This is a genomic window from Streptomyces sp. NPDC087422 (assembly GCF_044744145.1).
Taxonomy (GTDB): domain Bacteria; phylum Actinomycetota; class Actinomycetes; order Streptomycetales; family Streptomycetaceae; genus Actinacidiphila.
The window spans coordinates 49,160-75,204 of record NZ_JBIUXT010000004.1 but is presented as its reverse complement, the minus strand read 5'-3'; the positions used below and the strand labels follow the sequence as shown (position 1 = coordinate 75,204).

Below are 26,045 nucleotides of genomic sequence, written 5' to 3'. Positions count from 1 at the left end.
GTCCTCCTGATCGGAACGGGACGGCCCAGGCGCACGGCACTTCATCGCTTCCAGCGCGGGCCGCTTCCCGATGGTTGAACCCATCCCAGCGCGCCAGTCACGGCCCGTCGCCGAGCGTACCAAGTCCCTCGGGGGCGCGTACCGCGCGTCGGCCTGGTGAGACGGTTCCGCACACCCCTGCCCGCCCGCGTGCCCGCCCGCCGGCGCCGGGGCCGCTCGCGCGGGGCGTCGAGAGGCGTCTGTTTGGATGGGGGCGAGGCTCCGGTGGCGGGGTCCGGAAGCCGTGGGGAGCAGCATGGATGCCGTCGGATCGCCGGTGAGGACCCGTGTGAGCGAAGGGGGCACGGGGGTGATCGAGCTGGACCGTCCGGGGGCGCTGAACGCGCTGGACCTGACGATGGTCCGGCTGATGACGCAGGCGCTGGAGGGGTGGCGCGACGACGCGTCCGTACGATCGGTCGTGGTGCGCAGCACGTCGCCCAAGGCGTTCTGCTCGGGCGGTGACATCAGGGCCGTACGGGCGGCGGCGCTCGCCGGGGACGAGACGGCGGTGAAGACGTACTTCACGGCCGAGTACGGGCTCAACGCGATGATCGCGCGGTACCCGAAGCCGTACACGGCGCTGATCGACGGTTACGCGATGGGCGGCGGCCTCGGCATCTCGGTGCACGGGTCGGCGCGGGTCGTGACCGAGCGGGCGGCGCTCGCCATGCCGGAGACGGGGATCGGCTTCTTCCCCGACATCGGCGCCAGCTACTTCCTGCCCCGGCTGCCGGGCGCGGTCGGCTGGTATCTCGGGCTGACCGGAGTGCGCGTGTCGGGCGCGGCGGCCGTGGCGTGCGGTCTCGCCACGCATTACGTGCCCGCCGCCGAACTGCCCGCGCTGGAGGCGGCGCTGATCGGCGACGACGGCACGGACCCGGCGGGGGCGCCGTTGGCGCGGTACGTCGGCGCGCCGCCGTCGGAGCTGACGGACCACCTCGCCGCGATCGAGCGCTGCTTCGCGGCCCCCGACCTCGGCGAGGTGTGGGCGCGGCTGGTGGCGGAGGACGAGGACCGCGCGTGGGCGGACGACACGCTGGAGGCGCTGCGCCGCGCGTCGCCCGCGAGCCTGGCGATCACCTTCGACCTGCTGGCGCGCGGCGCCCGCGCGGAGCTTGAGGAGTGCCTGGCGGACGAGCTGGCATGGGCGTGCGCGACGGCGTTCACCCCCGACTTCGCGGAGGGCGTGCGCGCGGCGCTGGTCGACAAGGACCGCAAGCCGACCTGGTCAGCGACCCTATAGCTCATTATGTGAGATGCGGGTGTCATGATGTGGACGACGGGCGTAGCGTGACCGCTGAACTCGCCGTGCCGCGGCGGGAGCTGACGGCCCGAGGGCCGGGGAACGGAGTGCCGCGCCATGCCGAGGGAATGGGACGCCAAGACATACGACTCGCTGCCCCTGCCGCACCTCGGCTGGGGACGGCGCACGCTCGGGCGACTGCCGCTGGCCGGTGACGAGCGGGTGCTCGACGCGGGCTGCGGCACCGGCCGCGACACGGCGGGCCTGCTCGACCTCCTGCCGCGCGGCCGGGTGGTGGCCGTGGACGGCTCCGTCCGCATGCTGGAACAGCTCCGCGAACGCCTCGCCGGACGGCTGGACCGTGTCGAGGTCGTCCACGCCGACCTGACGCGACCGCTGCCGTTCGACGGCGAGGTGGACGCCGTCTTCAGCGTCGCCGCCTTCCACTGGATCGCCGACCACGCGGCGCTCTTCACCTCGCTCGCCGGACGGCTGCGCCCCGGCGGCCGACTGGTCAGCGAATGCGGCGGCCGGGGCAACATCGCGGCCGTCAACGCGGCCGTGGCCGACGTCCTGGGCGGCGCGCCCGACGTCTGGGACTTCGCCGGGGTCGAGGACACCCGGCGGCAGCTCGCCGACGCCGGGTTCACCGGCATCGAGGTCGGCCTCCGGCCGGACCCGGCCCGCTTCGAGCCCGGCGACCAACTGGAGTCCTACCTCGCCACCGTCGTCCTCGGCGCCCACCTCGACGGCATGGCCGACGACGACCGTGAGCCCTTCGTCAAGGCCGTCGCCGCCCGGCTCGCCGAACCGGTCGTGGACTACGTACGCCTGGAGATCGCGGCGACACGGGCGTGAGGGGCGGGGCCCGGCCGGGAGAGGCCACACAGGCCCTGTACGCCTGTTCCGCGCGTGTCTCCCGGCGGCCCCCCTGCCCCGGAGCCGGCGCCCCGCCACCCCCGGGCGGTACGGGACGCGGTCCGGTCGGGGGAGCCGTGAGGGGGCCGGAGCGGCACTCGCGCGCAGGCGCTCGAAGTCGCTGAACCGGTTGAGTTGAGCAGCGTCATGGGGCACCATGGGAGTCCGTCACACAGGGTGCGGCGACGTTTCAGCGTTGTTAAGGTGTGTGCCGATCGCATCCGAGCACGGCCCGCGCGGGCCCTGGCACCTAGAGGCCGAGTGAGCCCTGTGAAGCGTCCCACCATCGCCGACATCGCCGACGCCGCGGGCGTGTCCAAGGGCGCGGTCTCGTACGCGCTGAACGGCAAGGCCGGGGTGTCGGCGCAGACCAGGGCCCGGATTCTGGAGATCGCCGCGCGGATGGGTTGGCATCCGAGCAGCGCCGCCCGCGCGCTGTCCAACAGCCGCAGCGGCGCGATCGGACTCGTCGTGGACCGGCCCGCGTGGGTGCTGGGCATCGAGCCGTTCTTCATGCAGCTCATCTCCGGCGTCGAGGCCGGTCTCGCCGCCACCGGCACGGCGCTGCTGCTCCAGGTCACCGAGGACGCGGACGCCGAGGAGGCCGCGTACCGCCGCTGGTGGGGGGAGCGCCGGGTGGACGGCGTGCTCCTGGTCGACCTGCGCGACGACGACCACCGGCTCGGCCTGCTCAGGGAGTTGGAGCTGCCGGGCGTGGTGGTCGGGCACGCGGCAGGCGTCCCCGGCGTCCCGTCGGTGTGGCTCAACGACGCGGAGGCCGTACGGGAGACGCTGGCGTATCTGGCCGCCATGGGACACCGGAGGATCGCCCGCGTCGCGGGGCCCGCGCATTTCGTGCACACCCGCGAGCGCGGCGAGGCGTTCGACGCGGCGGCGGCCGAACTGGGCCTGACCGGCGTGAGCTGTGTGTACACCGACTACTCCGGCGAGGACGGCGCCCGCGCCACCCGCCGCCTGCTGTCCGGCGCCGACCGGCCGACCGCGATCGTGTACGACAACGACGTGATGGCGGTCGCCGCGCTGAGCGTGACGCAGGAGATGGGCATCCCGGTCCCGGCCGAACTGTCCCTGGTGGCCTGGGACGACAGCGAGCTGTGCCGTCTGGTGCACCCGGCGCTCACCGCCGTCAGCCGGCGCGTGCCCGCGTACGGCGAGCGGGCCGCCGCCGCGCTGCTCGCGCTGGTCGACGGCCAGGAAGTGGCCGACATCCTGCTGGAGGCGCCGGTCCTGGTGCCGCGCGGAAGCACGGCGCCCGCTCGGCGCTGAGGCCGCCCGCTGAGGCTGAGCCCGCCCGCTGGGCGCTGAGACCGCCCGCTGAAGCCGCTCGCTGAGGCGGCCCGCTGAGGCTGAACCCGCTCCCTGAGGCTGAGCCCGCCGGGGGAAAGAGGTGCGTCCCCGGAGCCCGCTCCCGCGCGCCGCCGCGCTTCTTCCCGCGGTCTGGACCAATGCCGCAGGTCACACCGGCCGCCCGCGCGCATTCACCGCCGTTTCATTCCGTTACAGCGATTCAGCCCATGTTCAATCCCTTGACGCCTATAGGGCGCGCGAGTTAAATCACGTCGCGATATAAGTCGTGAAACAAGTGATGAAACAAGTGGGCACCCCACGACTGCCCACTTCGTCATGTCAGGGCCATGCCATCTCAGCCGTAGAAAGGCAACCGGACCCATGAGCGCAGCAACCCGCCCCCACGCGGGCAGACGCCGCTTGCGGCGCACACTCGTCGGGATGCTCGCCGCCGCCGCGGCGGCCGTCACCCCCATGCTGGCCGTTCCGGCCACCGCGCACGCCGCGGGCGAGAGCGTGCAGGTCTATCTGACCACCACCTCCGACTCCGGCGGACGCAACGTCGTCAAGGGCCTCGAACAGCAGACGCCGCTCACCTTCGCGACCGGCACCGGCGGCTCGGGACAGAACGTCACCGTCGACGAGAAGACCACCTACCAGCAGTTCAGCGGCGGCGGCGCCTCGTTCACCGACACCGCGGCCTGGCTGATGAACTCCAGCGGCGCGCTGTCCGCCTCGACCCGCAACACCGTGATGCAGAAGCTGTTCGACCCGGTCAACGGGATCGGCCTCGGCTTCCTGCGCAATCCGATGGGCGCCTCCGACCTGGCCCGCGGCAACTACACGTACGACGACATGCCCGCGGGGCAGACCGACCCGACGCTCGCGCACTTCAGCATCGCCCACGACCTGGCCGACGTCGTGCCGCTCACCAAGCAAGCGCGTCAGCTCAACCCCAACGTCAAGGTGATGGGCACCCCCTGGACCCCGCCGCCGTGGATGAAGGACAACGGCGCCTACAGCCAGGGCTGGTTGCAGTCGCAGTACTACGCCGCGTACGCGCAGTACTTCGTCAAGTACCTCCAGGCGTACCAGGCGCAGGGTGTGCCGATCGACTACGTCACCGTGCAGAACGAGCCCACGTGTTGCGGCGGTTACCCGTCGGCGCAGTGGAACGGCGCGGGGCTGGCGTACTTCACCAAGACCAATCTGCTGCCCGCGCTGCACGCGGCCGGACTGTCCACCAAGGTCCTCGCGCTGGACTGGAACTGGGACACGTACGACAGCTACGCCGCCCCCACCGTCACCGACGCGGCCATCCGCAACGACCCCAACTTCGGCGGTCTGGCCTGGCACGGATACGGCGGTGACGTCAGCGAGCAGACCACCGTCCACAACCAGTACCCGAATCTGCCCGCCTTCGACACCGAGCACTCCGGTGGCACCTGGATCGCCAACCAGCAGAAGGAGGACATGCACAATCTGATCGACTACACCCGCAACTGGGGCCAGAGCTGGGTCAAATGGAGCCTGGCGGTCGACCAGAACATGGGTCCGCACAACGGCGGCTGCGGCACCTGCACCGGCCTGATCACCGTGCACAACGGCGACAGCCGCAGCGGGCAGGTCGACTACACGATCGAGTACTACACGATGGGCCACCTCACGAAATTCGTGAAGCCCGGCGCGTACCGGATCGCCTCCACCGCCAACACCAGCGTGCCGAACGTCGCCTGGCGCAACCCCGACGGGTCCAAGGCGCTCATCGCCTACAACGACACGTCGTCCGCGCAGACGATCCGGGCCAACTGGGGCAACGAGAACTTCTCCTACTCGCTGCCCGCCGGCGCCTCGGCCACCTTCACCTGGAACGGCACCCAGGGCACGGGCAACGGCGGCACCGGCCACACCGGCGCGATCACCGGCTACGGCGGCAAGTGCGCCGACGCCGCCAACGCCAGCAGCGCCAACGGCACCGCCGTGCAGCTCTACGACTGCAACGGCACCACCGCCCAGCAGTGGACCGCCTCCGGCACCACCTTCCAGGTCCTCGGCAAGTGCCTCGACCTGGCCAGCGGCGGCACGGCCAACGGCACCCAGGCGCAGCTCTACGACTGCAACGGCTCCGGCGCCCAGCAATGGACGCACGGCGCCAACAACACCCTGGTCAACCCGCAGTCGGGCAGATGCCTCGACGCCACGGGACCCAGCTCGGCCAACGGCACCCGGCTCCAGATCTGGGACTGCACCGGGGCCGCCAACCAGCAGTGGACCACGCCCGCCGCGTGACCCCTGCCACCACGGGCGGCCCCGGTGGCGCCCCGGTGATGTCCTGACCTCGACGTAGGCTGTCGGCAGCCACCATTCCCGCTGATCAACCGCCGATCAGCCGTCGCCGACGGAAGGCAGCCGCCGTGTTCGCTCTGCACGCCCAGTGGCGAGCGGACCGGCGGCTCGCCTTGTGGACGGAACACACACCGCCGCGCACGGCGGGCGGCACGAGCCCGCCCGCCGCCGGTGACGCACGGGCGGCGGAGCCTGCCCCTCGTAGTCGTCCCAGGACGGCGACGGGCCGGGACGCGGACGGTGGGAATCCGTCGAAGCGGCCCGCCGCCGGTGACGCACGGGCGGCGGAGCCCGCCCCAGGCAGACCTCCCAGGGCGGCTACGGGCCGGGACGCGGACGGGGAGACTCCGGCGGGCGCGCCCGCCACGCACCCCTTTGCCGTGCCCGCCGCCGAGGTCGTACGGCTGCTCTCGACGGGCGGCCCAGGACTGGGCTGGCTCGCGGGTCGCGCCGCGCGCGGGACCGCGGGCCTCGTGCTGCCCACTGCCGCCGGGCGGCCCCGGCCGTCGCCCGAACTGCGGACACCGGCCGCTCCCGGCGATGGTCGCGACGCGCTCGCGCCCTGGACCGTACCGGCCGTCCTGTTCACCCCCGGCCAGGCCGCCCAGCTCCTCGGCGAGCTGTCGCACGCCGACCTGGCCGAGCTGCCCTACGGCGCCTCCGTGCGGTGGCTGGTCGCCGCCCACGACCTGGCGTGGCGGCTGGTCGGCCGGGGCAGGCTGCTGCCCGAACTCGTCCGCGAGGACGGCGTCCCGTACGCCCGGTGGCGCCCGGCGCCCGACGCCGCGGGCCACCAGGAGCTGGCCCGGCTGACCGCGGCCGTCCCGCCGACGCTGACCCTGGGCGCGGCCGACGGCGTACGGTCGGCGGCCGGGCTCGTCACGGACGTCATGGCCGTCCTGGTGGACAGCGAGGCGCGGGCGGCGCTGGAGGACGCGGGGCCGCTGGTGAAGGGCGGGAAGGCGGCCGGAGCGGCCGAGGCGTGGGCGGCGGCGCTCGGCGCGGCGGACGGCCGGATGCGCGCGGCCGACCCGGTCGAGACGGCCCGGCTGGGGGAGCGGCTCGCCGCCTGGCACGCGTCGGCCGCCGCGGACGACCAGCCGCTGCGGCTCTGCTTCCGGCTGACGGAACCGCGCGGCGGCGACCTCGGCGCGGGACCGGGCGACGGGGCGGAGGACGACGGCTGGAGTCTCGACTTCCTCGTCCAGGCCGTCGACGAGCCGTCGCTCACCGTCGAGGCCGCCGAGGTGTGGACGCGCGGCCCCGCGCAGGCCGCGCTGACGCGGTACGCCGACGACCCGCCGCAGACGGTGCTCGCCGCGCTGACCCGCGCCGCCCGCACGTATCAGGCGCTGCGCACCGCGCTGGCCGGTGAGCGCCCGTCCGGGCTGCGGCTCGACCGGGCCGGGGCGCTGGCCTTTCTGCGGGAGGCGGCCCCGGCGCTGACGGAGGCGGGCTTCGGGGTGCTGGTCCCGTCGTGGTGGCAGCGCAAGCCCGCGCTGGGCATGGCGCTGACCGTACGGGAGCCGCAGCCCGGCACCGTCGAGACGTCGAGCATCGCCGACCGGGACGCGATCGTGGCCTTCCGCTGGCGGGTGGCCCTCGGCGACCAGGCGTTGACCGACAAGGAACTCACCGCGCTCGCCGCCGCCCGGCAGCCGCTGGTACGCCTGCGCGGCCAGTGGACCGAGGTCGACCCGGAGCGGATCGCCGCCGTGCTGGCCTTCCTGGAACGCGCGGGCAGCGGCACCATGACCACGGGACAGGCCCTGCGGATCGCCCTCGACCCGACGGCGGCCGAGGCGGGGCTGCCCGTCACCGTGGTCACCGCCGACGACCCCGCGGACCGGCTCAGCGGCCTCGGCGCACTGCTGCGCGGCAGCGCGGAGCACCGCCCGGAACCGGTCGCCGTACCCGCCGACTTCACCGCGACCCTGCGTCCGTACCAGCAACGCGGCCTGGACTGGCTCGCGTTCCTGTCCCGGCTCGGCCTCGGCGCCGTGCTCGCCGACGACATGGGCCTGGGCAAGACCGCCCAGACCCTCGCGCTGCTCGCCGTGGAACGCGAGCGGGAGGGTGACCGGGACCGCGACCGGGACGGCGACCCGGACTGGCGCGACCAGAGCGCGTACGGCCCGACGCTCGTCGTCTGCCCGATGTCGCTGGTCGGCAACTGGCGGCGCGAGACCGCCGCCTTCGCACCCGAGCTGCGGGTGTACGTGCACCATGGCGCGGGGCGGCTGACCGGTACGGAACTGGCCGCGGCGGTAAGAGGCGCCGACCTGGTGATCACCACTTACGGGCTGGTGCAGCGCGACCACGAGGCGCTGGCCGCCGTCACCTGGCGGCGGCTGGTCGTGGACGAGGCGCAGAGCGTCAAGAACAGCGCCACGCACCAGTACCGGGCGCTGCGCGCCCTGCCCGCCCGGCACCGGATCGCCCTCACCGGCACCCCCGTCGAGAACCGCCTCGCCGAACTGCACGCGCTGCTCGACCTGGTGAACCCCGGCCTGTTCGGCACGGCGGGCGCCTTCAAGGAGCGGTACGCGATCCCCGTCGAACGCGACGGCGACGCGGCCGTGGCGGCCGAACTGCGCCGCCGCACCGGGCCGTTCGTGCTGCGGCGGCTCAAGTCCGATCCGGCCATCGCCCGCGAACTGCCCGCGAAGCAGCACATCAAGGTGGTGTGCAATCTGACCGCGGAGCAGGCCGCGCTCTACCGCGCGGTCGTCGCCGACATGCTCGCGCGCATGGACGAGACCCGCGGACTGCGCCGCCGCGCCCACGTACTGGCCGCCCTCGGCAAGCTGAAGCAGGTCTGCAACCACCCCGCCCACTTCCTCGGCGACGGCTCGTCTCTGGACGGCCGTTCCGGCAAACTCGCCCGTCTGGAGGAAACGCTGGAGACCGCGCTCGCCGCGGGCGACAAGACGCTGTGCTTCACCCAATACGCGGCCTTCGGCGCCCTGTTGCGCCCGCATCTGGCCAGGCGGCTCGGCACCGAGGTGCTGTTCCTGCACGGCGGCGACCCGGCGCGGGCCCGCGAGGACATGGTGGCCCGCTTCCAGGAGACGGACGGCCCCGCCGTCTTCCTGCTCTCCCTCAAGGCGGGCGGCACCGGCCTCAACCTCACCGCGGCCAGCCAGGTCGTGCACATCGACCGCTGGTGGAATCCGGCCGTCGAGGACCAGGCCACCGACCGCGCCTTCCGGATCGGCCAGCCCCGCGACGTCCAGGTGCGCACCTTCGTCTGCGCGGGCACCGTCGAGGAGCGCGTCGACGCGATGATCGAAGCCAAGCGCACCCTCGCGGACGCCGCCGTCGGCGCCGTCGGCGCGGGCGACACCGCGGCAGCGAACTGGCTCGCGGAGCTGACCACGGCCGAACTGCGCGACGCCCTGCGGCTGTCGGAGGAAGAGGCGGTGAGCGAGTGACGCGCCTCGGCGGTCGGTGCGAGTGCGGCGTCCCGGCGGACGCCGTGGGCCCCGGTGGGTGTACGGGCGCGGCGGGGACCGTAGCGGGGGTGAGCGAGTGACGCGCCTCTCCGGTCGGTGCGAGTGCGGCGGCCCGGCGGACGCCGTGGGCCCCGGTGGGGGTACGGGCGCGGCGGGGACCGTAGCGGGGGTGAGCGGATGACCGGGGCGGGAAGCGGCGGCCGTACGTGGGCCGCACGGCTGGACGCCCGGCTCGCGGGGCTCGGGTACGCGCGCGGCCCGGCGTCGGGGCGCGTCACCGGACTCGCGGTGGAGCCGGGGCTGGTCACCGCCCGGGTACGGGACGGCGCGCCGACGCCGTGGACGGTGCGGATCGAACTGCCGGTGCTGACCGACGCCGAGTGGCGGCGGGCCGAGCGGGCCCTCGTCGCCGACTCCGACGCGCGTGAGCAACTCCTGGACGGCGAGCTGCCGCCGGACGCCGACGCCCTCTTCGCCAGGGCCGGGCTGCCGCTGCTCCCGGCCGGGGACGGCGAGCCGGTCCTGGGGTGCGACTGCCCGGACTGGGCGCTGCCCTGCGCCCACCTCACCGCCGTACTCGCCGCGCTCGGCGCCGCCTTCGACGACGAACCGTTCCTGCTCACCACCTGGCGCGGCCGGGACCGCCGCGCCGTCCTGGACGCCGTACGCAACGGCCCGCCGCCCGTACCCCTCGACGACGACCCGGCCCCGGACGCCGGCTCGGCCCCCGACGGCGGCTTCTGGGACTGCGGCGACCTCCCCGACCGCCGCGCAGCCGCCCCGGCACCGGCCGTCGCCGAACTGGGCCGTCCGGCGGTCAGCGTCCGCGGCCGGACCCTCACCGACACCCTCGCGCCCGCCTACGAGGCGTTCCTGACCTGGTGACCGCGCCCCGGTGGGCGCTTCGGTGGGCGGTCCGACCCGACCCGCTGAGCGCGCGCCCCGGCGACCGTTCCGACGACCGCCGCGGCGCCATGGCGGGAACCCGCCGATGACCTCGGCTTCCGCGCCGTCCGCCGCGCCCATGCGCGGCACTCTCCGGAGCTAATCCCGCGGCGGTGGAGAGTCACCCGACCGGGGACATGGCGACAGTCACGGTCTGCGCGCCGTTCACCGTACGCGGGCAGACTCCAGGCGTGGCCGGACCCCCAAGGCAGCCGGGAAAAGGGGCCCTTGACGGACCCTCGCCGTCGCGGCGCGCGGGTCCGACGATTGACCCGGGTGGCCCTGTGCCGGTACGACGCCGCCCCGGAAGGCACCTAGTCTGGACAAACCGTCCCACTTCCCGCACTGCTACGCGCACCGTCCCCCGGCGGCCCCGGCCGTCGTACCGCATGCGACGAGGAGTCACCGTGTCCATCGCCCGTGACGAGGGTGCGCTCTGGCAGCGCAATTCGGTGCGGTCCGCCGCCATGCTGCTGCCGGTGGCCGCGGTCGCGGCGCTCGCCGTCAGCAAGTGGCCGATGATCGGAGACAGCGCCGGGCGGCTGGGCCAGGCGGACGCCGAGTGGATGGCCGTCGCGGTCTTCGCCGCGTGCATGACGTGGGTCTGCTCGGCCGTCGCCCAGCAGGGCGCGGTCGTCATGTCGCTGCCGCCCGGCCGGCTGCTGGCCGCGCAGTTCGCGGCCTCGGCGGCCAACCACGTCCTGCCCGCGGGCGTCGGCGGCAACGCCGTCAATCTGCGCTTCCTCGTGCGGCACGGCATGACGCCGACACGGTCGCTCGCGGCGCTCGCCGTCCGCGCCTCGGCCGCCGCCATCGGCCGGGTGACGCTGCTGCTCGTCCTGCTCGCGCTCTTCCCCGACGCTCTGCAAGTGCACCGGCTGGCCCCCGACGGATTCGTGCTGCCCGCCGACCCCATGGTGATCGGCGCGGTCGCGCTGGTGCTGGTCGTGCTGGCGTTCGTGGCCTCGCGGTACGCGGGCCGCGCGCGCGACCGGGCCCGCTGCTTCCTGGCGTCGGTGGCCGACGACGTACGGACCCTGCACCGCGACCGGGCGCGCGTGGCGTGCCTGTGGGGCGGCTCGCTGGCCTTCCCCGCCATGCACGCGTCGGTGGTCGTCGCCGTGGTCAAGGCGGTCCACGCCCCGGTGCCGGTCAGCGGCATCCTGGTGGCGTACTTCTTCGCGAGCACCGCGGCGGGCTGGCTGCCGACCCCGGCGGGGCTCGGGTCGCTGGACGCGGCGCTCGCCCTCGCGCTGGTCACGGCCGGGGCCTCCGCCGTCGCCGCGACCTCCGCCGTGCTCGGCTATCGCCTGGTCACCACCTGGCTGCCGCTCATCCCCGGCGTCGTCGTGCTCGCCGTGCTCGTCAAGCGCCGCGAACTTTAAGGTACGTACCTTTGCCGGAAGCCTTGACTCCCCTCAGTCCCGCCATTTAAATCACGTCCTGAACTAAGACGTAAGGGAAGTCTCCCAGGGTGCCCCGCACCTCACTGTCTGTCAGGAGCATGCCCAAAACCGTTTTCTGACGACCCGACCGAGGAGTCCGGCAATGTCGGCATCACCCCCCACCCGACGCATACGCCCCCTCGCGCTGCTGGCCGCCGCAGGACTGCTGCTGTGCGGCTGGCTGCAACAGACCGCGTCCCCGCAAGCCACCGCGAGCAGGCTCGACACCGCCTCGGTGGCGGCCACCGCCACCTTCACCGACGACTTCAACGGCCCCGCGGGAAGCGCGGTCGACAGCTCCAAGTGGGGCTACGAGACCGGTGACAACGTCAACAACCACGAGCGCCAGTACTACACCAGCGGTACCCACAACGCGGCGCTCGACGGCCAGGGCAACCTCGTCATCACCGCCCGCAAGGAGAATCCGGCCAACTACCAGTGCTGGTACGGGTCCTGCCAGTACACCTCCGCGCGGCTGTCCACCCCGCAGAAGTTCACCCAGACGTACGGCCACTTCGAGACCCGGATGAAGCTGCCGCGCGGCCAGGGCATGTGGCCCGCCTTCTGGATGCTCGGCAACGACATCGGCTCGGTCGGCTGGCCCAACAGCGGCGAGATCGACATCATGGAGAACGTCGGCTTCGAGCCCGGCAGCGTGCACGGCACCATCCACGGCCCCGGCTACTCCGGTTCGGCCGGCATCGGCGCCGGATACACCCTCCCCGGCGGACAGAGCTTCTCCGACGCCTTCCACACCTTCGCCATCGACTGGGCGCCGAACTCCATCAAGTGGTCCGTGGACGGCAACGTCTACCAGACCCGTACGTCCGCCGACCTCGGCGGCAACCGCTGGGTGTTCGACCACCCCTTCTACCTGCTGCTCAACCTCGCGGTCGGCGGCTACTGGCCCGGCGACCCCAACTCCAGCACCACTTTCCCGCAGCAGCTCGTCGTGGACTACGTGCACGTCACCACCAGCGACAGCTCGGGACCGGGCACCGGCACGGGACACGCCATCACCGGCCTCGGCGGCAAGTGCGTCGACGTGGCCTCGGGCAGCAGCGCCAACGGCGCCGCCGTGCAGCTCTACGACTGCAACGGCTCGGCCGCGCAGTCCTGGACGGTCGGCTCCGACGGCACCATCCGCGCCCTCGGCAAGTGCATGGACATCACCGCGGCCGGGACCGCCAACGGCACCCCGATCCAGCTCTACGACTGCAACGGCACCAACGCGCAGAAGTGGACCGTGAGCGCCGCCCACGACATCGTCAACCCGGCCTCCAACAGATGCCTGGACGCCTCCGGCAACAGCTCCGCCAACGGCACCCGGCTCCAGATCTGGGACTGCGCGGGCACCGCCAACCAGAAGTGGACCGTGACCGGCTGATGAGAGGAATCCGGCAGATGCGAAAGACCACCACACTCCTGGCCACCGCCGCGCTCGCCGCGGGAGCCCTGACCGCCCTCGGGATCAGCCAGGCGTCCGGCGCCGACGCCACCGGCGCCGTCACCGGCTACGGCGGCAAGTGCGTCGACGTGGCCTCGGGCAGCAACGCCAACGGGGCCGCCGTGCAACTCTACGACTGCAACGGCAGCGCCGCCCAGGCGTGGACCGTCTCCTCCGACGGCACCCTGCGCGCCCTCGGCAAGTGCATGGACGTGACCGCCGCGGGCACCGCCAACGGCACCCAGATCCAGCTCTACGACTGCAACGGCACCAACGCGCAGAAGTGGACGTCGAGCAACGGCACGCTGGTCAACGCCGGTTCAGGCCGCTGTCTGGACGCGACGGGCCCCAGCTCCGCCAACGGCACCCGGCTCCAGATCTGGGACTGCGCGGGCTCCGCCAACCAGAAGTGGACGCTGCCCACCGGCGGCGGCACCCCGCCGACCACCCCGCCGCCGTCCGGCGGCACCGGCGTCCAGGCCGTCGCGCCGTACCTCTACAACGGCTGGGGCAACCCGCCGGACCCGACGACGATCATGAACGCGACCGGCGTCAAGTGGTTCACGCTCGCCTTCGTGCTCAGCAACGGCACCTGCAACCCGCAGTGGGACGGCGGCCGGGCGCTGACCGGCGGCGTCGACCAGAACACCATCAACAAGATCAGGGCGGCGGGCGGCGACGTCGTCCCGTCCTTCGGCGGCTACAGCGGCAACAAGCTGGAAGAGTCCTGCACCAGCGCGAGCGCGCTCGCGGGCGCCTACCAGAAGGTCATCAACGCCTACGGCCTCAAGGCCATCGACATCGACATCGAGGCCAGCGCCTACAGCAACGGCACCGTCCAGCAGCGCACGGTCGACGCGCTCAAGACCATCAAGGCCAACAACCCCGGCATCGTCGAGTACGTCACCATCGGCACCGGGCAGAGCGGCCCCGACACCGGCCTGATCAACAAGGCCGCCGCCTCCGGGCTGACCGTCGACAGTTGGACGATCATGCCGTTCGACTTCGGCGGCGCGGGCCAGAACATGGGCAACCTCACCACCAAGGCCACCGACGGCCTGAAGAACGCCCTCAAGAACGCGTACGGCTACACCGACGACCAGGCGTACCGGCACAGCGGCATCTCGTCGATGAACGGCATCACCGACAACAGCGAGACCGTCACCGTCGCCGACTTCCGCACGATCCTCGCCTACGCCCAGCAGCACCACCTGGCCCGGCTGACCTTCTGGTCCGCCAACCGGGACCGGGCCTGCCCCGGCGGCTACCCGAACGACGACACCTGCTCCGGCGTCTCCCAGCAGGCGTGGGACTTCACCCGCACCTTCGCGCAGTACGGCGGGTGACACCGCCCGAGTGACCCGGGTGGTACCCCCGCCGTGACGGCGGGGACGCCACCCCCCGATGGCTCTCCGCTCCCCGGCCGTGTAGGCATGGTTCCCGCGATGCACCATGCGACGGCCGGGGAGCGGAGGCATGTTCCGATGACAGATCCGATGCCGCACACGGACGGCCCGGAGGCGGGCGGCGGCCCCGGTTCCGAGCCCGACCCCGGTTCAGGGCCCGGTCCCGGCCGCGTCATGGTCGTGGACGACGACGCGGCGATCCGCCGCTCACTCGGCCGCGCCCTGCGGCTGCGCGGCTTCGCCGTCACCGAGGCCGACGGCGGCGCCGCCGCGCTCGACCTGCTGAGCCGTACCCCGCCCGACATCCTCGTCCTGGACATATCGATGCCCGACGTGGACGGCATCGAGGTCTGCCGGACCCTGCGGGCCGGCGGCGACGACCTGCCGGTGCTGGTGCTCTCCGCGCTCGACGAGGTCGCCGACCGGGTCGCGGGACTCCAGGCGGGCGCCGACGACTACCTCGTCAAACCCTTCGCACTCGAAGAACTCGTCCTGCGGCTGCACGCCCTGCTGCGCCGCCGGCCGCCACGCCCCGACGGCCAGGTCCGCGCCTGCGGCCTCGTCCTCGACCCGGCCGCCCGCACCGCCGCCCGCGAGGGCCGGGCGCTGGAGCTGACCCGCAGGGAGTTCGAACTCCTGGAGATCCTCGCCCGCAACGCCGGTCTCGTGCTCACCCGCGACCAACTCCTCGACCGGGTCTGGGGATACGACTTCGAGGTCCGCACCGACGCCGTCGACACCTTCGTCAGCTATCTGCGCAAGAAGCTGGAGGCGGGCGGCAGGCCCCGCATCCTGCACACCGTGCGGGGCGTGGGATTCGTCCTGCGGGCCGACGGACGCGAACAGCGGCGAGCCGGGGTACGGGACGGCGTGTCGTGAGGCTGTCCACCCGGATCGCGCTGGCGATCACCGTCCTCGTACCGCTGCTCGTCCTCGCCTCCGGCTGGATCATGGTCCGGCTGGTCGGCCACGACGTCCACGCGCAGGCCGACGCGCACCTGCGGGACCGGGCCGCCGCCGTCCGCACCGACGCCCGCAATCTGCTGCGGGCCATGGCGAACGACCGGTCGGCCGAGGTCGAACAGGCCCGTCAGCGCAAGCTGTTCGCCGCCGCGCTCGACGTCGGCATCCGCGTGACCGGCACCGAGGGCACCGTCACCGAAGGCCCGCAGCCCGCCGACGGCCGACCGCTGCCCGCCGCGGCGGACGCCGTACGGCCCGTCACCTTCCGTGCGGACGGCAGCAGTTGGCGGGTGCTCGCCGTACCGCTGTCCGTTGTGCGACCCGCCGCGACCGGCACCCTGTGGCTGTTCTCGCCGGACACCGCGGGCCAGGAGCAGATCAGCCGGGTGCGCCGCAGGATCGTCACCGTCGCGCTGCTCACCGCGCCGGTCGCGGGCGCCGCCGCCTGGCTCGCCGTCACCCGCGCGGCGCTCCCGCTGCGGCGGCTCCAGCGCCGCGCCGGGGGCATCGACCCGCGCACCAGCGCCGCCCGCCTCGACCACAGGCCGACCCGTGTCACCGAGGTCGACGAACTCGCGCGCACGCTCCAGACCGTCCTCGCGCGCTACGACGAACAGGCCGCCCGTACGGCCGAGGCGCTGGCCACCGCGCGTTCCTTCTCCGCCGCCGCCTCCCACGAACTGCGCAACCCCCTGATGAGCATGCGCATCAACCTCGACGTCCTGGACGGCCGCCCCGAGCCCGACCCCGCGGAACGCGCCGAGATCATCGCCGACCTGCGCGGCGAACACACCAGGCTGCTCGGCCTGTTGGTGATGCTGCGCGCCCTCGCCCAGGGCGACCTGGTCGAGGCCGACGCCTTCGTGCCGGTCGACCTCGCCGACGTGCTGGACGCCGCCGTGGCCGACCTGCGGCGCGAACGCCCCGACGTACGCGTGGAGTTGACCGCGCGGCCGGGCCTGCGCGTGTACGGCTGGCCGCAGGGGCTGCGCTCGGCGGTCGACAATCTGCTGGTCAACGCGGCGGTGCACGGCGCGAGTCGGGACGGGGACGGGCGCGGCGGCGGTACGGGGAGCGGAGGCGGGGCGCTGATCGAGGTGACGCTCGCACCGGGGGCCGACCCGGCGGGCCCCTCTGTCGTACTGACCGTGGACGACCACGGGCCCGGAGTGCCGCCCGCCGCCCGGCGGGAGATCTTCCAGCGCTTCCGCCGCCGCCCCGACAGCCCTGGCTCCGGGCTCGGCCTCGCCCTGGTCGGGCAGCAGATCGCCCTGCACGGCGGGCGGATCACCGTCGGCGACCGGCCGGGCGGTCCCGGCGCGCGCTTCACCGTGGTGCTGCCGCTCGGCGCGTCGGAGCGCCCGCTGCCCGGCGGCCGGGACTGGCTGGCGGGCGCGTCGACGGGGGAGCGGCCCTAGGGCCGCGGACCGCACCGGGCACCGCCTGCCTCGGGTTCCGCGCGGGGGTCACCGGTCGGACCGGGCCACGTGCAAGGTTCCCGGGGCGCACGGCAGTTGCGGTCCGGCCGGTCGTCGCGGGCCTGTCGCGCGGTCACAAGGTTTCCACAAAGACGGTTCCTAACCTCCGGCTCTGACGGGCACCGCGACCGGTGCCGAAACCTTCAGGGAGGAACCCATGCGCCCCACTCGCACCGCCGTGGCGACAGCCGCCGCGCTCGCCGCCCTGCTCGCCGCGGCCGGCACCGCCGTCGCGGACGCCACGAGCCCGTCGGCCGCACCGTCTGCCGACCCGTCCTCGGCACCCGCGGCCGACCCGTCCGCCGCGCCGTCGACGGACCCGTCCGCCGGGTCCAGGACCCCGAAGGTCCACAAGGCGCCGACCGGGGACGGCGCCCGCGCCCTGTGCAAGCGGGTGCCGAAGATCGACGCCCGTATCGACCGCGCGCTCGCCCGGCTCAACGGCCCCGCCACGGAACGCGGTTCCGTCGCCCGGCTCCAGAAGCGGGTCGACAACGCGAACACGGCCGGTGACACGGCGGTGGCCACGTATCTCAAGGACAAGCTGACCTTCCGCACGTCGCTGGTGCCGACCCTCAACCGGCGCAGCACGGACCTGGACGCCGTCCGCACCTGGTGCGGGACACAGGACTTCACGGCGAAGGGCGGCACGAAGTGAGCGGCGCCGCTTCGCGAAAGGGCGGCCGTACGCGGGCCGGTGCCGTGCTGGCCGCCTGCGCGATCGCCGGGGCGCTGGTGACCGGCTGCGGACACTCCGGCCGTACGTCCGCACCGGCGTCGTCGGCGGACACCTCGGCGGGCGCATCCGCGGGCGCGGGCAGCGACTCCTCCGCGCCCTCGGACTCCGAACTCGCCCGTATGCGCAAGCTGGTGGACGACGCGGATTCCGCCGCCGCGGCGGCGGAATCCGACGCGGCGGCCGACAAGTGACCCTGCCGCCGAGCTACTTGGCGTCCGCGTAGCACGCCACCGCGTGCGTCTCCAGCGGGAACGGCACCGGGGCGGAGCCGAAGACCAGGCGGCGGGCCTCGTCACCGGCCGCCGTCACCGCCGCCTCGACGGCGGGCGCGAGCTCGGTCGGGGCGTGCACGATCACCTCGTCGTGCTGGAAGAAGACCAGTTGGGGCTCCGGCCCGATCGCGGTCAGCCGGCGGCGCAGCGAGGCCAGCATGGCCAAGGCCCAGTCGGAGGCGCTGGCCTGGATGAGGAAATTGCGCGTGAAGCGGCCCCAGGACCGGGCCGCGCGGCGGTCGGGGGACGCACCGTCGCCGGGGTCGGCGCTCTCGTCGAGGAACCGGTCGGCGGACGGCGCGGGCGACGTACGGCCCAGCCGCGACCGTACGATCCCGCCCGCCTCGCCCGTTCTGGCCGCGGCCTCCACCAGGGCCAGGGCGGCGGGGAAACGGCGGCGCATCACCGCGAGGAGCTGACCCGCCTCGCCGCTGGTCTGCCCGTACATCGCGGCGAGCAGCGCGATCTTGGCGCGCGGCCGGTCGCCGCCGAAGGCGTTCCGCGCCAGGGCCGCGTACAGATCGCCCTCCGCGGCAGCCGCCGCGAGCCCGGCGTCACCGGACATCGCGGCCAGCACCCGCGGCTCCAGCTGCCCGGCGTCGGCGACCACCAGTCGGTGCCCGGGGTCGGCGACGACCGCGGAGCGCAGCAGCCGCGGGATCTGAAGGGCGCCGCCGCCACGTGTCGCCCACCGGCCCGACACCACGCCGCCCACCACGTATTCGGCGCGGAAGCGGCCGTCGCGCACCCAGCTCTCGCGCCAGGCCCAGCCGTGCGCGGCGTGAATCCGGGACAGTTCCTTGTAGCGCAGCAGCAGCCCGGCCGCCGGATGCCCGACCTCGCGCAGCTCGTGCGATCGGGTCGACGTCAGATGCACGCCGACGCGGGCGAAGGCGGGCAGCATCTGGGCAGGGGAGTCGGGGTTGACCGGACGTCCGAGCGCGTCCTGGATACGGGCGGCCAACTCGCCCAGCAGCGCGGGCCGTGCGCCACCCGCGGGGCGCGGGCCGAGCAGCCCGGTCAGCAGCTCGTCGTGCACCTCGGCGCTCCACGGCAGCCCGTCCCGGCCCATCTCGACCGCGGCGAGCGCGCCCGCGGACTCCGCCGCGCACAGCAGCCGGATCCGGTCGGGGTGCTCGCTCGCGGCGATCCGCCGCTGCTGCGCCGCGTGCACCTCGACCAGCGCGGCCAACGGGTCGAGATCCCGCGGGAGATGACGCCGGTCGGCGGCGAACAGCACCGGCTGGTCGTCCGCGCCGGGCTCCGGGGCGTCCTCGGGCTCGGGCAGCCCGTGCAGCCGCGCCCACGCCGCCCCCAGAGACCGGGGCCTGCGGTGCCTGCCCTCCTGCCCGAGCAGCAGCGACTCGACGAGCTTCACGTCATGGCAGCGCGCGGTGCGCACCGACCCCCGGTCGAGCAGCCACGGATACACCTCGTCGGTCGCCGCCCAGACCCAGCGCGGCGCCTGCTCGGCCTCCCGCCGCGCGACCTCAGCGGCCAGGTCCCGTACGACATCGACCTCCCCGACCGCCGTCCCGTCCTCCCCGAGCGCGCGCAGCCGCCCGCCCGACCCCACCGGGTCGGGCACGGCGGCGATCCGCGCGACGGCGGCGATGGCTGTACCCACCATCGGAGCCTAGACGCGACCACTGACAATGCCCTGGAGGGCGGGCCCGCGGACGGTGTCGCGCACGGGCCCGGCCGCGTTACCCCGGCGGGCCGACGACACGGCGGCGCAAGGGCCGCGCTCCGGCCCGGCGGCGAATCCTTCTCGCCGCGGGCCGGGGGCGCGGCCCCGGATGTCCCTCGCTGTCGCGTCGGTGGCGGGCGGGCCCGTCAGGAGCTCTGCTGGGCCTCCTCGACCGACTTGCGCACCTCGTCCATATCGAGGGCGCGGGCCTGCGCGATGACGTCCTCCAGGGCGGGCTCGGGCAGCGCTCCCGGCTGCGCGAAGACCGCGACCTTGTCACGGACGATCATCAGGGTCGGGATCGACTGGATCTGGAAGGCCGCGGCCAGCTCGGGCTGCGCCTCCGTGTCGACCTTCGCGAAGACCAGGTCCTGGTGCTTCTCGGACGACTTGTCGTAGACCGGTGCGAACATCCGGCACGGCCCGCACCAGGCGGCCCAGAAGTCGATGAGGACGAAATCGTGCGACGACACGACCTCGTCGAAATTCTCCTTGGTCAGCTCCACAGTGCTCATGCCCCCACAACGGGCGGCGCCCGCCGGAAATTCCTGCCGTCGCCGCGGGTGCCACGGACCCCGGAGAGTTCACTCATACGAGTGGTGCGGACGGGGTGTGCAGTGGCGTCCGACCCGTCGGAGTCGTTGGTCGGGCTATGGCAGCAACGCAGTGGATTCCGCAGGACGACGGCGCCGACGGCGCGGGCGACGGTCACCAGCCATGGCGCTATTCCCGTGCCGGAACGGTTCTGCAGAGCACGGAGGCACCGGTCTTCGCGGAACTCGCCGACCAGTGGCGGTCCGCGGGCCGCATGGTGCCGGGCCAGAAGGACACGGAGTGGGCCGAACTGGTCGGCCGCATCCCCCGTCTGACCGGCGTCTGACGACGGGTCCCGGTCCCGGCCCGGACTCCGGCCCCGGCCCAGGCTCCGGCCGAGGCCCGGGTCTCCGCTGAGGGCGGCGTCGGCGGTCATCCGCCCGTGAGAGGCGACCGCGCGCCGTCACGGCAGCGGCTGGGGCGGCGGCGGTCCCTGGTAGGTGCCGCTGGGGCGCATCCGCAGCGGGCGCTCCTGGTACTCCTCCAGGGCGTGCGCGATCCAGCCCGCCGTGCGCGCCACGGAGAAGACCGTCTCGCCCGCCTCCGCGGGCATCGCGGCGGAGACCGAGAGCACCGCGAGGGCCAGGTCGACGTTGGGGTGCAGCGGGGTGTGGCGGGCGGCCGTCGCCGCCAGGTCGCGGGCCGCGGCCAGGGCGTCGGAGGCGGCGGGCACCTGCCCGAGCAGGTGGAAGAGCAGCCGGGCGCGCGGGTCCTCGCCCTGGTAGAGGCGGTGCCCGAGGCCGGGGATCCGCTGACCGGCGCGCAGTTGCTCGGCGACGACGGGACCCGCGCCGCCGCGCTCCAGCACCTCGGCGAGCGTCCGGTGGGCCAGGGCGCTGGCCTGTCCGTGCAGCGGCCCGTCCAGCGCGCCGAGGCCGGCGGACACCACCGCGTAGGGGTGCGCGCGGGCCGAGGCGGCGACCCGCGCGGCCAGCGTCGAGGCGGCCAGGTCGTGGTCGACGAGCAGCGCGAGCGCCGCGTCCAGCACCCGCAGCGCCGCCTCGTCGGCGGGCCGCTCGGTCAGCCGCGACCACAGCCGCCAGGCCAGCCCGCCCTCTCCCGAATGCGGCCGGCCGAGCGGCGGCAGCGCGCCGACCAGGGTCGGGATCAGGCTGCGCGCCGTGCCCAGCACGGCCTCCTCCGACAGGTCGAAGCGCAGCGGATCCGCGGTGGCCGCCGCGATGACCGCGACCCGCAGCCGGTCCATCGGCCCGCAGCCCGCGGGCAGCGCGTCGCCCGCGCTGCGGGCCGCCTTCAGCAGCGGCTCGGGCGCGGTGAAGCGGACCCCGCGCCGCAGCACCCCGGTCCACAGCCACTCGGCGACCTCCTCGAAGCCGTACGCCGTGGCCAGCCCGGTCGCGTCGACCCCGCGGAAGTAGAGGCCGTCGTCCTCGATCAAAGTGACGCCGGTACGGATACGGACCCAGGCGCCGTTTCCGCCCCCGCCGCCCCCGCCGCCCCCGCCGCCCCCGCCGCCCCCGCCGCCCCCGCTGTCCGAGGGCCCGTCGGCACCGGCCGCCGCGGGCCGTGCGCGCCGGGCCAGGGCCTCGACCTCGTCCGGGTCGAAGGTGCTGCCCCTGCCGCCCTCGGCCCGTCGGCTGGCGAGCAGGCCGCGGCTGACATACGCGTACAGCGTCTCCGGCTTCACGCCGAGCCGCCGGGCGGCCTCCCGGGTGCTGATCCGGTCCGCCGGTTGATCCGTCATGGCCTCACCGTATCCATAGGGCTCAGCTCATTCACATTGATTCAATCAACATTGACAGAGTTTAAATCAATCATGGAGAGTCGAGTCAATACCCAAGGAGGACACGATGCCGACCACCGAGCAGAACGCCCCGATCGACGTACCCCGCGGTCTCAAGGGCGTGATCGTCACCGACACATCCGTCGGCGACGTCCGCGGGCTCGAAGGCTTCTACCACTACCGCGAGTACTCCGCCGTGGAGCTGGCCGAGAGCCGCGGCTTCGAGGACGTCTGGCACCTGATGTTCCACGGCGCGCTGCCCGACGCGGCCGAGCGCGCCGCGTTCACCGCGCGGACCGCCGCCCTGCGGCACCTGCCCGCCGACGTGGCGGACGCGCTCCCGGCCATCGCCCGCGCCAGCGCGCTGTCGGGACCGCTCGCGGGGCTGCGCACCGCGCTGTCGCTGACCGGCGCCTCGGCCGGATTCCGCCCGCTGTACGACCTCACGCCCGACCGCCGCCGCGCCGACGCGCTGGCCGCCTGCGCGGTGGTGCCCACCCTGCTCACCGCGCTGCACCGGCTCGCCCAGGGCCTGGAGCCGGTCGAGCCGCGCGACGACCTGCCGTACGCGGCGAATTACCTCTACATGCTGACCGGCGAGGAGCCGGAGCCCGTACGCGCCCGCGCCGTCGAGCGCTATCTGATCTCGACCGTCGACCACGGCTTCAACGCCTCGACGTTCACCGCCCGCGTGATCGCCTCGACGGGGGCGGACCTGGCCGCTTGTCTGGTGGGCGCGATCGGCGCGCTGTCCGGGCCGCTGCACGGCGGCGCGCCCAGCCGCGCGCTCGACACGCTCGACGCGATCGGCACGCCCGACCGGATCGACGGCTGGCTGCGGGAGCACATCGGTGCGGGCGAGCGGATCATGGGCTTCGGCCACCCCGTGTACCGCACCGAGGACCCGCGCTCGCGGATGCTCAAGGGCATCGCGCAGAGCTTCGGCGGCGACCTGGTGGACTTCGCGGTGGAGGTGGAGGCCCGCGCGGAGGCGCTGCTCGCCGAGCTGAAGCCCGGCCGCGAGCTGCACATCAACGTCGAGTTCTTCGCGGGCGTCGTGATGGAGCTCTGCGGGCTGCCGCGCGAGATGTTCACGCCCACCTTCGCCGCCGCCCGCGTCGTCGGCTGGAGCGCCAACATCCTGGAGCAGGCCGAGGACAGCAAGATCATCCGGCCGTCCGCGCGGTACGTCGGCCCGCCGCCGCCCGTGCCGGTGCCCGCCGCCTGAGCAGACCGGCGGGGATGGCGGTGCCTGTGGTGGAGTGCGCGACGGAACGCGTTGCGGCGTGCCCAAGCGGTGTGCCCAAGCGGTGTGTCCAAGCGGTGTGCGACATACCAACCAGTCGGTAATATCGGCGGAGCGGACACCGGGACACACCGGCGGACGCCAGGAAAGCACCCGCAGGGTGCGCCCCACCACGCTGAGGAGCCGACGTGCGCGCGATCCAGATCACCGAATTCGGCGGTCCCGAGGTGCTGCGGGAGACCGAGCTGCCCGACCCCGTGGCAGGCCCGGGCCAGCTCCTCGTGGACGTCGACTCCGCCGGGATCAACTACGCCGACACGCACACCGTCGAGGACTCCTACCTCTCGCGCTCCACGCTCCCGATGGTCCCCGGCGCCGAGGTGGTCGGCCGCACCGCGGAGGGCCGCCGGGTCGTCGCCCTCACCGACAACGGCGGCTACGCCCAGAAGGCCGTCGTCCAGGAGTACCTGGCCCACGACGTGCCCGACGAGGTCACCGACGGGCAGGTGCTCGCCCTGGTCGTCCAGGGCCTCACCGCCTGGCACCTGCTGCGCACCTCCGGACGCCTGGCCGAGGGCGAGAGCGTCGTGGTGCACGCGGCCGCCGGCGGTATGGGCTTGCTCGCCGTCCAGCTCGCCAAGACCTTCGGCGCGGGCCGGGTGATCGCCACCGCCTCGTCCGAGGACAAGCGGGACCTCGCGCTTGAACTCGGCGCCGACGTCGCCGTCGACTCCGGCCCCGAGAACCTGAAGGACCGTCTCGTCGAGGCGAACGGCGGCAAGAAGGTCGACATCGTGCTGGAGATGACCGGGGGCCCGGTCTTCGACGCCTCGCTCGCCGCGCTCGCGCCGTTCGGCCGCCTCGTCACGTACGGTCTGGCCTCCAGGACGCCCCCGACACCGGTCCAGGCCGCACAGCTCATGGCCCGCTCCCGCGCGGTCGTCGGCTTCTGGCTGACGCACTGCCTCGGCCGTCCGGGGATGTACCGCGAGCCGATGGCCGAGCTGCTGGAGATGACCGCGGCGGGCCGCCTCGTACCCCGGCTCGGCGGGATCTATCCGCTGTCCGAGGCGGTCAGGGCCCATGAGGAGCTGCGGGCCCGGCAAACCTTCGGCAAATTGGTGCTCGATGTGAGGGCCTGAGCGGAACCGACGGGCTCGTCGTAGTCGTTGAACAGGTGCACACTCGACAACGAGGTACGACGGACCGCCGCCAGTGGTCCGCGCCCCGCATGTCTCGGGAGGGGCCATGGACCGCAACCGCTTCGCGCCCGACCGGGGGCTGACCACGCGCATGGTGGTCACGATGTTCCTGATCGGTCTGCTCTATGTCGTCTTCGTCGGCGCGCTGCTGGCGCTGCTGCGCGGATCCTGGCCGCTGATCCTCGTGATCGCCGGAATTCTCTTCATCGCGCAGTTCTGGTTCAGCGACCGCATCGCCGCCTTCAGCATGGGCGCCAAGGAGGTCACGCCCGAACAGGCGCCGGAGCTGCACGGCGTCGTGGACCGCATCTGCGCGCTCGCCGACATGCCCAAGCCCAAGGTCGCCATCGCCGATTCCGACGTGCCGAACGCGTTCGCCACCGGTCGCAACAAGAAGAACACCACGGTGTGCGCCACGACCGGGCTGCTGCGCCGCCTGGAGCCGGACGAGCTGGAGGGCGTCATCGCCCACGAGTTGTCCCACGTCGCCCACAAGGACGTCGCGGTCATGACGATCGCCTCCTTCCTCGGCATCCTCGCCGGTGTCATCACCCGGATCGGTCTCTACGGCGGCTTCCGCCGGGCGCGCGACCCCGGCACCGCCGTGCTCGCCGTGGCGATCCCGCTGGTCAGCGCGGTCGTCTACGCCATCAGCTTCCTGCTCACCCGGATGCTGTCGCGCTACCGCGAGCTGTCCGCCGACCGCAGCGCCGCGCTGCTCACCGGCCGCCCCTCCTCGCTGGCCTCCGCGCTCACCAAGGTCACCGGGCAGATCGGCGCGATCCCCACCAAGGACCTCCGCAAGGCGGAGCCCTTCAACGCCTTCTACTTCGCGCCCGCGCTGAGCGCGAAGGGCGGAGGCTCCGCCTTCTCGAAGCTGCTGTCCACCCACCCCTCCCTTGAGCAGCGGCTGGAGCAACTCAGCCGCATCACTCTCGAACTGGACCGCCACTGATGGGTCTGCTGGACGTCATCCTCGGCCGCAGCAAGCCGGTCAAACCCGACCTCGATCAGCTCTTCGGCCTCACCTCGGCCGCCATCACCCTCGAAGCGGCGAGCGAGCTGCGGCCCACCGGCCTCGGCTCGGTCTGCTTCGCGGCCGTCGAGGGCGGCGCCTTCGCCGAGATCCAGCAGGACCTGCGGGCCCTGGTCGGCGCGGAGGCCAGCCAGGACTCGTACGGCTACACCTGGCTGCTGGCCCGCAAGGACCCCGCCGAGATGACCGACCTCGTCACCGATCTGCACGCGATCAACTCCGCCCTGGAGGAACGCGGCTTCGGCCCGCAACTGCTCTGCTCGCTGCTCGGTTTCAAGGACCCCGCGGGCCGCTCGGTGGCGCTGGTCTACCTCTACAAGCGCGGCTCCTTCTACCCCTTCGCCCCGCTGCCCGGCGAGAAGCGGGACAACGCGCTGGAACTCCAGGTCAGAGCCCTGGTCACCAATGACCTCCGGCTGGAGGACGACCTGTCGCGCTGGTTCCCCGTCTGGGGCGCGCCGGGCCTGTGACCGCTCCGTACGCCCTGTTTGCGGCGCGCCCGCCCTACGCTGGGTGCTAATCGAAC

General features: G+C 73.6%; 21 protein-coding genes and 1 riboswitch. Of the genes, 18 read left to right on the top strand and 3 right to left on the bottom strand.

Annotated features, from left to right (window positions below; translation table 11 throughout):
* Positions 1-16: 16 nt before the first annotated feature.
* Positions 17-111, bottom strand: a riboswitch (ZMP/ZTP riboswitch).
* A gap of 217 nt (positions 112-328) precedes the next feature.
* The 13 genes from ACIO6U_RS13870 to ACIO6U_RS13810 all read left to right on the top strand — a co-directional run bounded on the left by ACIO6U_RS13870 (position 329) and on the right by ACIO6U_RS13810 (position 17,926).
* Positions 329-1,285, top strand: a complete 957-nt coding sequence (locus ACIO6U_RS13870; protein ID WP_401718672.1) for an enoyl-CoA hydratase/isomerase family protein — start codon at positions 329-331, stop codon at positions 1,283-1,285.
* 117 nt (positions 1,286-1,402) lie between these two features.
* Positions 1,403-2,143 (top strand): methyltransferase domain-containing protein, encoded by a 741-nt coding sequence (locus ACIO6U_RS13865; protein ID WP_391045759.1) that lies wholly within the window; start codon positions 1,403-1,405, stop codon positions 2,141-2,143.
* A gap of 330 nt (positions 2,144-2,473) precedes the next feature.
* The gene (locus tag ACIO6U_RS13860; RefSeq protein WP_355346758.1) at positions 2,474-3,490 is read left to right on the top strand and encodes a LacI family DNA-binding transcriptional regulator; all 1,017 of its coding nucleotides are present in this window, start codon (positions 2,474-2,476) and stop codon (positions 3,488-3,490) included.
* A gap of 402 nt (positions 3,491-3,892) precedes the next feature.
* Positions 3,893-5,800, top strand: coding sequence for a ricin-type beta-trefoil lectin domain protein (locus tag ACIO6U_RS13855; protein ID WP_391163216.1), 1,908 nt, complete (start codon positions 3,893-3,895; stop codon positions 5,798-5,800).
* Between the two features lie 437 nt (positions 5,801-6,237).
* On the top strand, positions 6,238-9,291 hold the full coding sequence (locus tag ACIO6U_RS13850) for a DEAD/DEAH box helicase (RefSeq protein WP_401718668.1): 3,054 nt from the start codon (positions 6,238-6,240) through the stop codon (positions 9,289-9,291).
* A gap of 198 nt (positions 9,292-9,489) precedes the next feature.
* Complete coding sequence (locus ACIO6U_RS13845) at positions 9,490-10,197, top strand: hypothetical protein (RefSeq protein WP_401718665.1); 708 nt, start codon at positions 9,490-9,492, stop codon at positions 10,195-10,197.
* A 467-nt stretch (positions 10,198-10,664) separates the two neighbouring features.
* A complete protein-coding gene (locus tag ACIO6U_RS13840; RefSeq protein WP_401308238.1) occupies positions 10,665-11,642 on the top strand; it encodes a lysylphosphatidylglycerol synthase domain-containing protein in 978 nt (325 codons plus the stop codon).
* Between the two features lie 163 nt (positions 11,643-11,805).
* Complete coding sequence (locus ACIO6U_RS13835; RefSeq protein ID WP_355346746.1) at positions 11,806-13,089, top strand: RICIN domain-containing protein; 1,284 nt, start codon at positions 11,806-11,808, stop codon at positions 13,087-13,089.
* Between the two features lie 17 nt (positions 13,090-13,106).
* Entirely contained in the window at positions 13,107-14,495 is a 1,389-nt protein-coding gene (locus ACIO6U_RS13830) for a ricin-type beta-trefoil lectin domain protein (protein WP_401718661.1), read from the top strand.
* A gap of 234 nt (positions 14,496-14,729) precedes the next feature.
* Positions 14,730-15,434, top strand: coding sequence for a response regulator transcription factor (locus tag ACIO6U_RS13825; protein WP_401719720.1), 705 nt, complete (start codon positions 14,730-14,732; stop codon positions 15,432-15,434).
* Positions 15,431-16,936 carry a sensor histidine kinase gene (locus tag ACIO6U_RS13820; protein ID WP_401718658.1) on the top strand — a complete coding sequence of 502 codons (1,506 nt, stop codon included), beginning with the start codon at positions 15,431-15,433 and terminating at the stop codon, positions 16,934-16,936. Before ACIO6U_RS13825 ends, ACIO6U_RS13820 begins: the two co-directional genes overlap by 4 nt.
* A gap of 217 nt (positions 16,937-17,153) precedes the next feature.
* Entirely contained in the window at positions 17,154-17,654 is a 501-nt protein-coding gene (locus ACIO6U_RS13815; protein WP_401718656.1) for a hypothetical protein, read from the top strand.
* Positions 17,651-17,926 (top strand): hypothetical protein, encoded by a 276-nt coding sequence (locus tag ACIO6U_RS13810; RefSeq protein ID WP_401718654.1) that lies wholly within the window; start codon positions 17,651-17,653, stop codon positions 17,924-17,926. The genes ACIO6U_RS13815 and ACIO6U_RS13810 overlap by 4 nt, the downstream gene beginning before the upstream one ends.
* Positions 17,927-17,939: 13 nt before the next feature.
* Here the strand turns inward: ACIO6U_RS13810 and ACIO6U_RS13805 are convergent, their stop codons facing one another.
* Positions 17,940-19,637, bottom strand: a complete 1,698-nt coding sequence (locus tag ACIO6U_RS13805; RefSeq protein ID WP_401718651.1) for a bifunctional 3'-5' exonuclease/DNA polymerase — start codon at positions 19,635-19,637, stop codon at positions 17,940-17,942.
* A gap of 206 nt (positions 19,638-19,843) precedes the next feature.
* Positions 19,844-20,212 carry a thioredoxin gene (gene trxA / locus ACIO6U_RS13800; RefSeq protein ID WP_355346728.1) on the bottom strand — a complete coding sequence of 123 codons (369 nt, stop codon included), beginning with the start codon at positions 20,210-20,212 and terminating at the stop codon, positions 19,844-19,846.
* Between the two features lie 137 nt (positions 20,213-20,349).
* Between trxA and ACIO6U_RS13795 the strand changes: the two genes are divergently transcribed.
* Positions 20,350-20,577, top strand: a complete 228-nt coding sequence (locus ACIO6U_RS13795; protein ID WP_355346725.1) for a hypothetical protein — start codon at positions 20,350-20,352, stop codon at positions 20,575-20,577.
* A 117-nt stretch (positions 20,578-20,694) separates the two neighbouring features.
* Here the strand turns inward: ACIO6U_RS13795 and ACIO6U_RS13790 are convergent, their stop codons facing one another.
* Positions 20,695-21,996 (bottom strand): citrate/2-methylcitrate synthase, encoded by a 1,302-nt coding sequence (locus ACIO6U_RS13790; protein ID WP_401718649.1) that lies wholly within the window; start codon positions 21,994-21,996, stop codon positions 20,695-20,697.
* Between the two features lie 106 nt (positions 21,997-22,102).
* On the opposite strand from ACIO6U_RS13790, the gene ACIO6U_RS13785 reads away from it, so the two are divergent.
* From ACIO6U_RS13785 to ACIO6U_RS13770, 4 genes are all read left to right on the top strand, one after another.
* A complete protein-coding gene (locus ACIO6U_RS13785) occupies positions 22,103-23,263 on the top strand; it encodes a citrate synthase/methylcitrate synthase (protein ID WP_401718646.1) in 1,161 nt (386 codons plus the stop codon).
* A gap of 206 nt (positions 23,264-23,469) precedes the next feature.
* Complete coding sequence (locus ACIO6U_RS13780; RefSeq protein ID WP_401718643.1) at positions 23,470-24,423, top strand: zinc-binding alcohol dehydrogenase family protein; 954 nt, start codon at positions 23,470-23,472, stop codon at positions 24,421-24,423.
* Between the two features lie 106 nt (positions 24,424-24,529).
* Entirely contained in the window at positions 24,530-25,438 is a 909-nt protein-coding gene (htpX, locus tag ACIO6U_RS13775) for a zinc metalloprotease HtpX (RefSeq protein ID WP_401718640.1), read from the top strand.
* The gene (locus ACIO6U_RS13770) at positions 25,438-25,989 is read left to right on the top strand and encodes a hypothetical protein (RefSeq protein ID WP_355346710.1); all 552 of its coding nucleotides are present in this window, start codon (positions 25,438-25,440) and stop codon (positions 25,987-25,989) included. Before htpX ends, ACIO6U_RS13770 begins: the two co-directional genes overlap by 1 nt.
* Positions 25,990-26,045 lie beyond the last annotated feature (56 nt).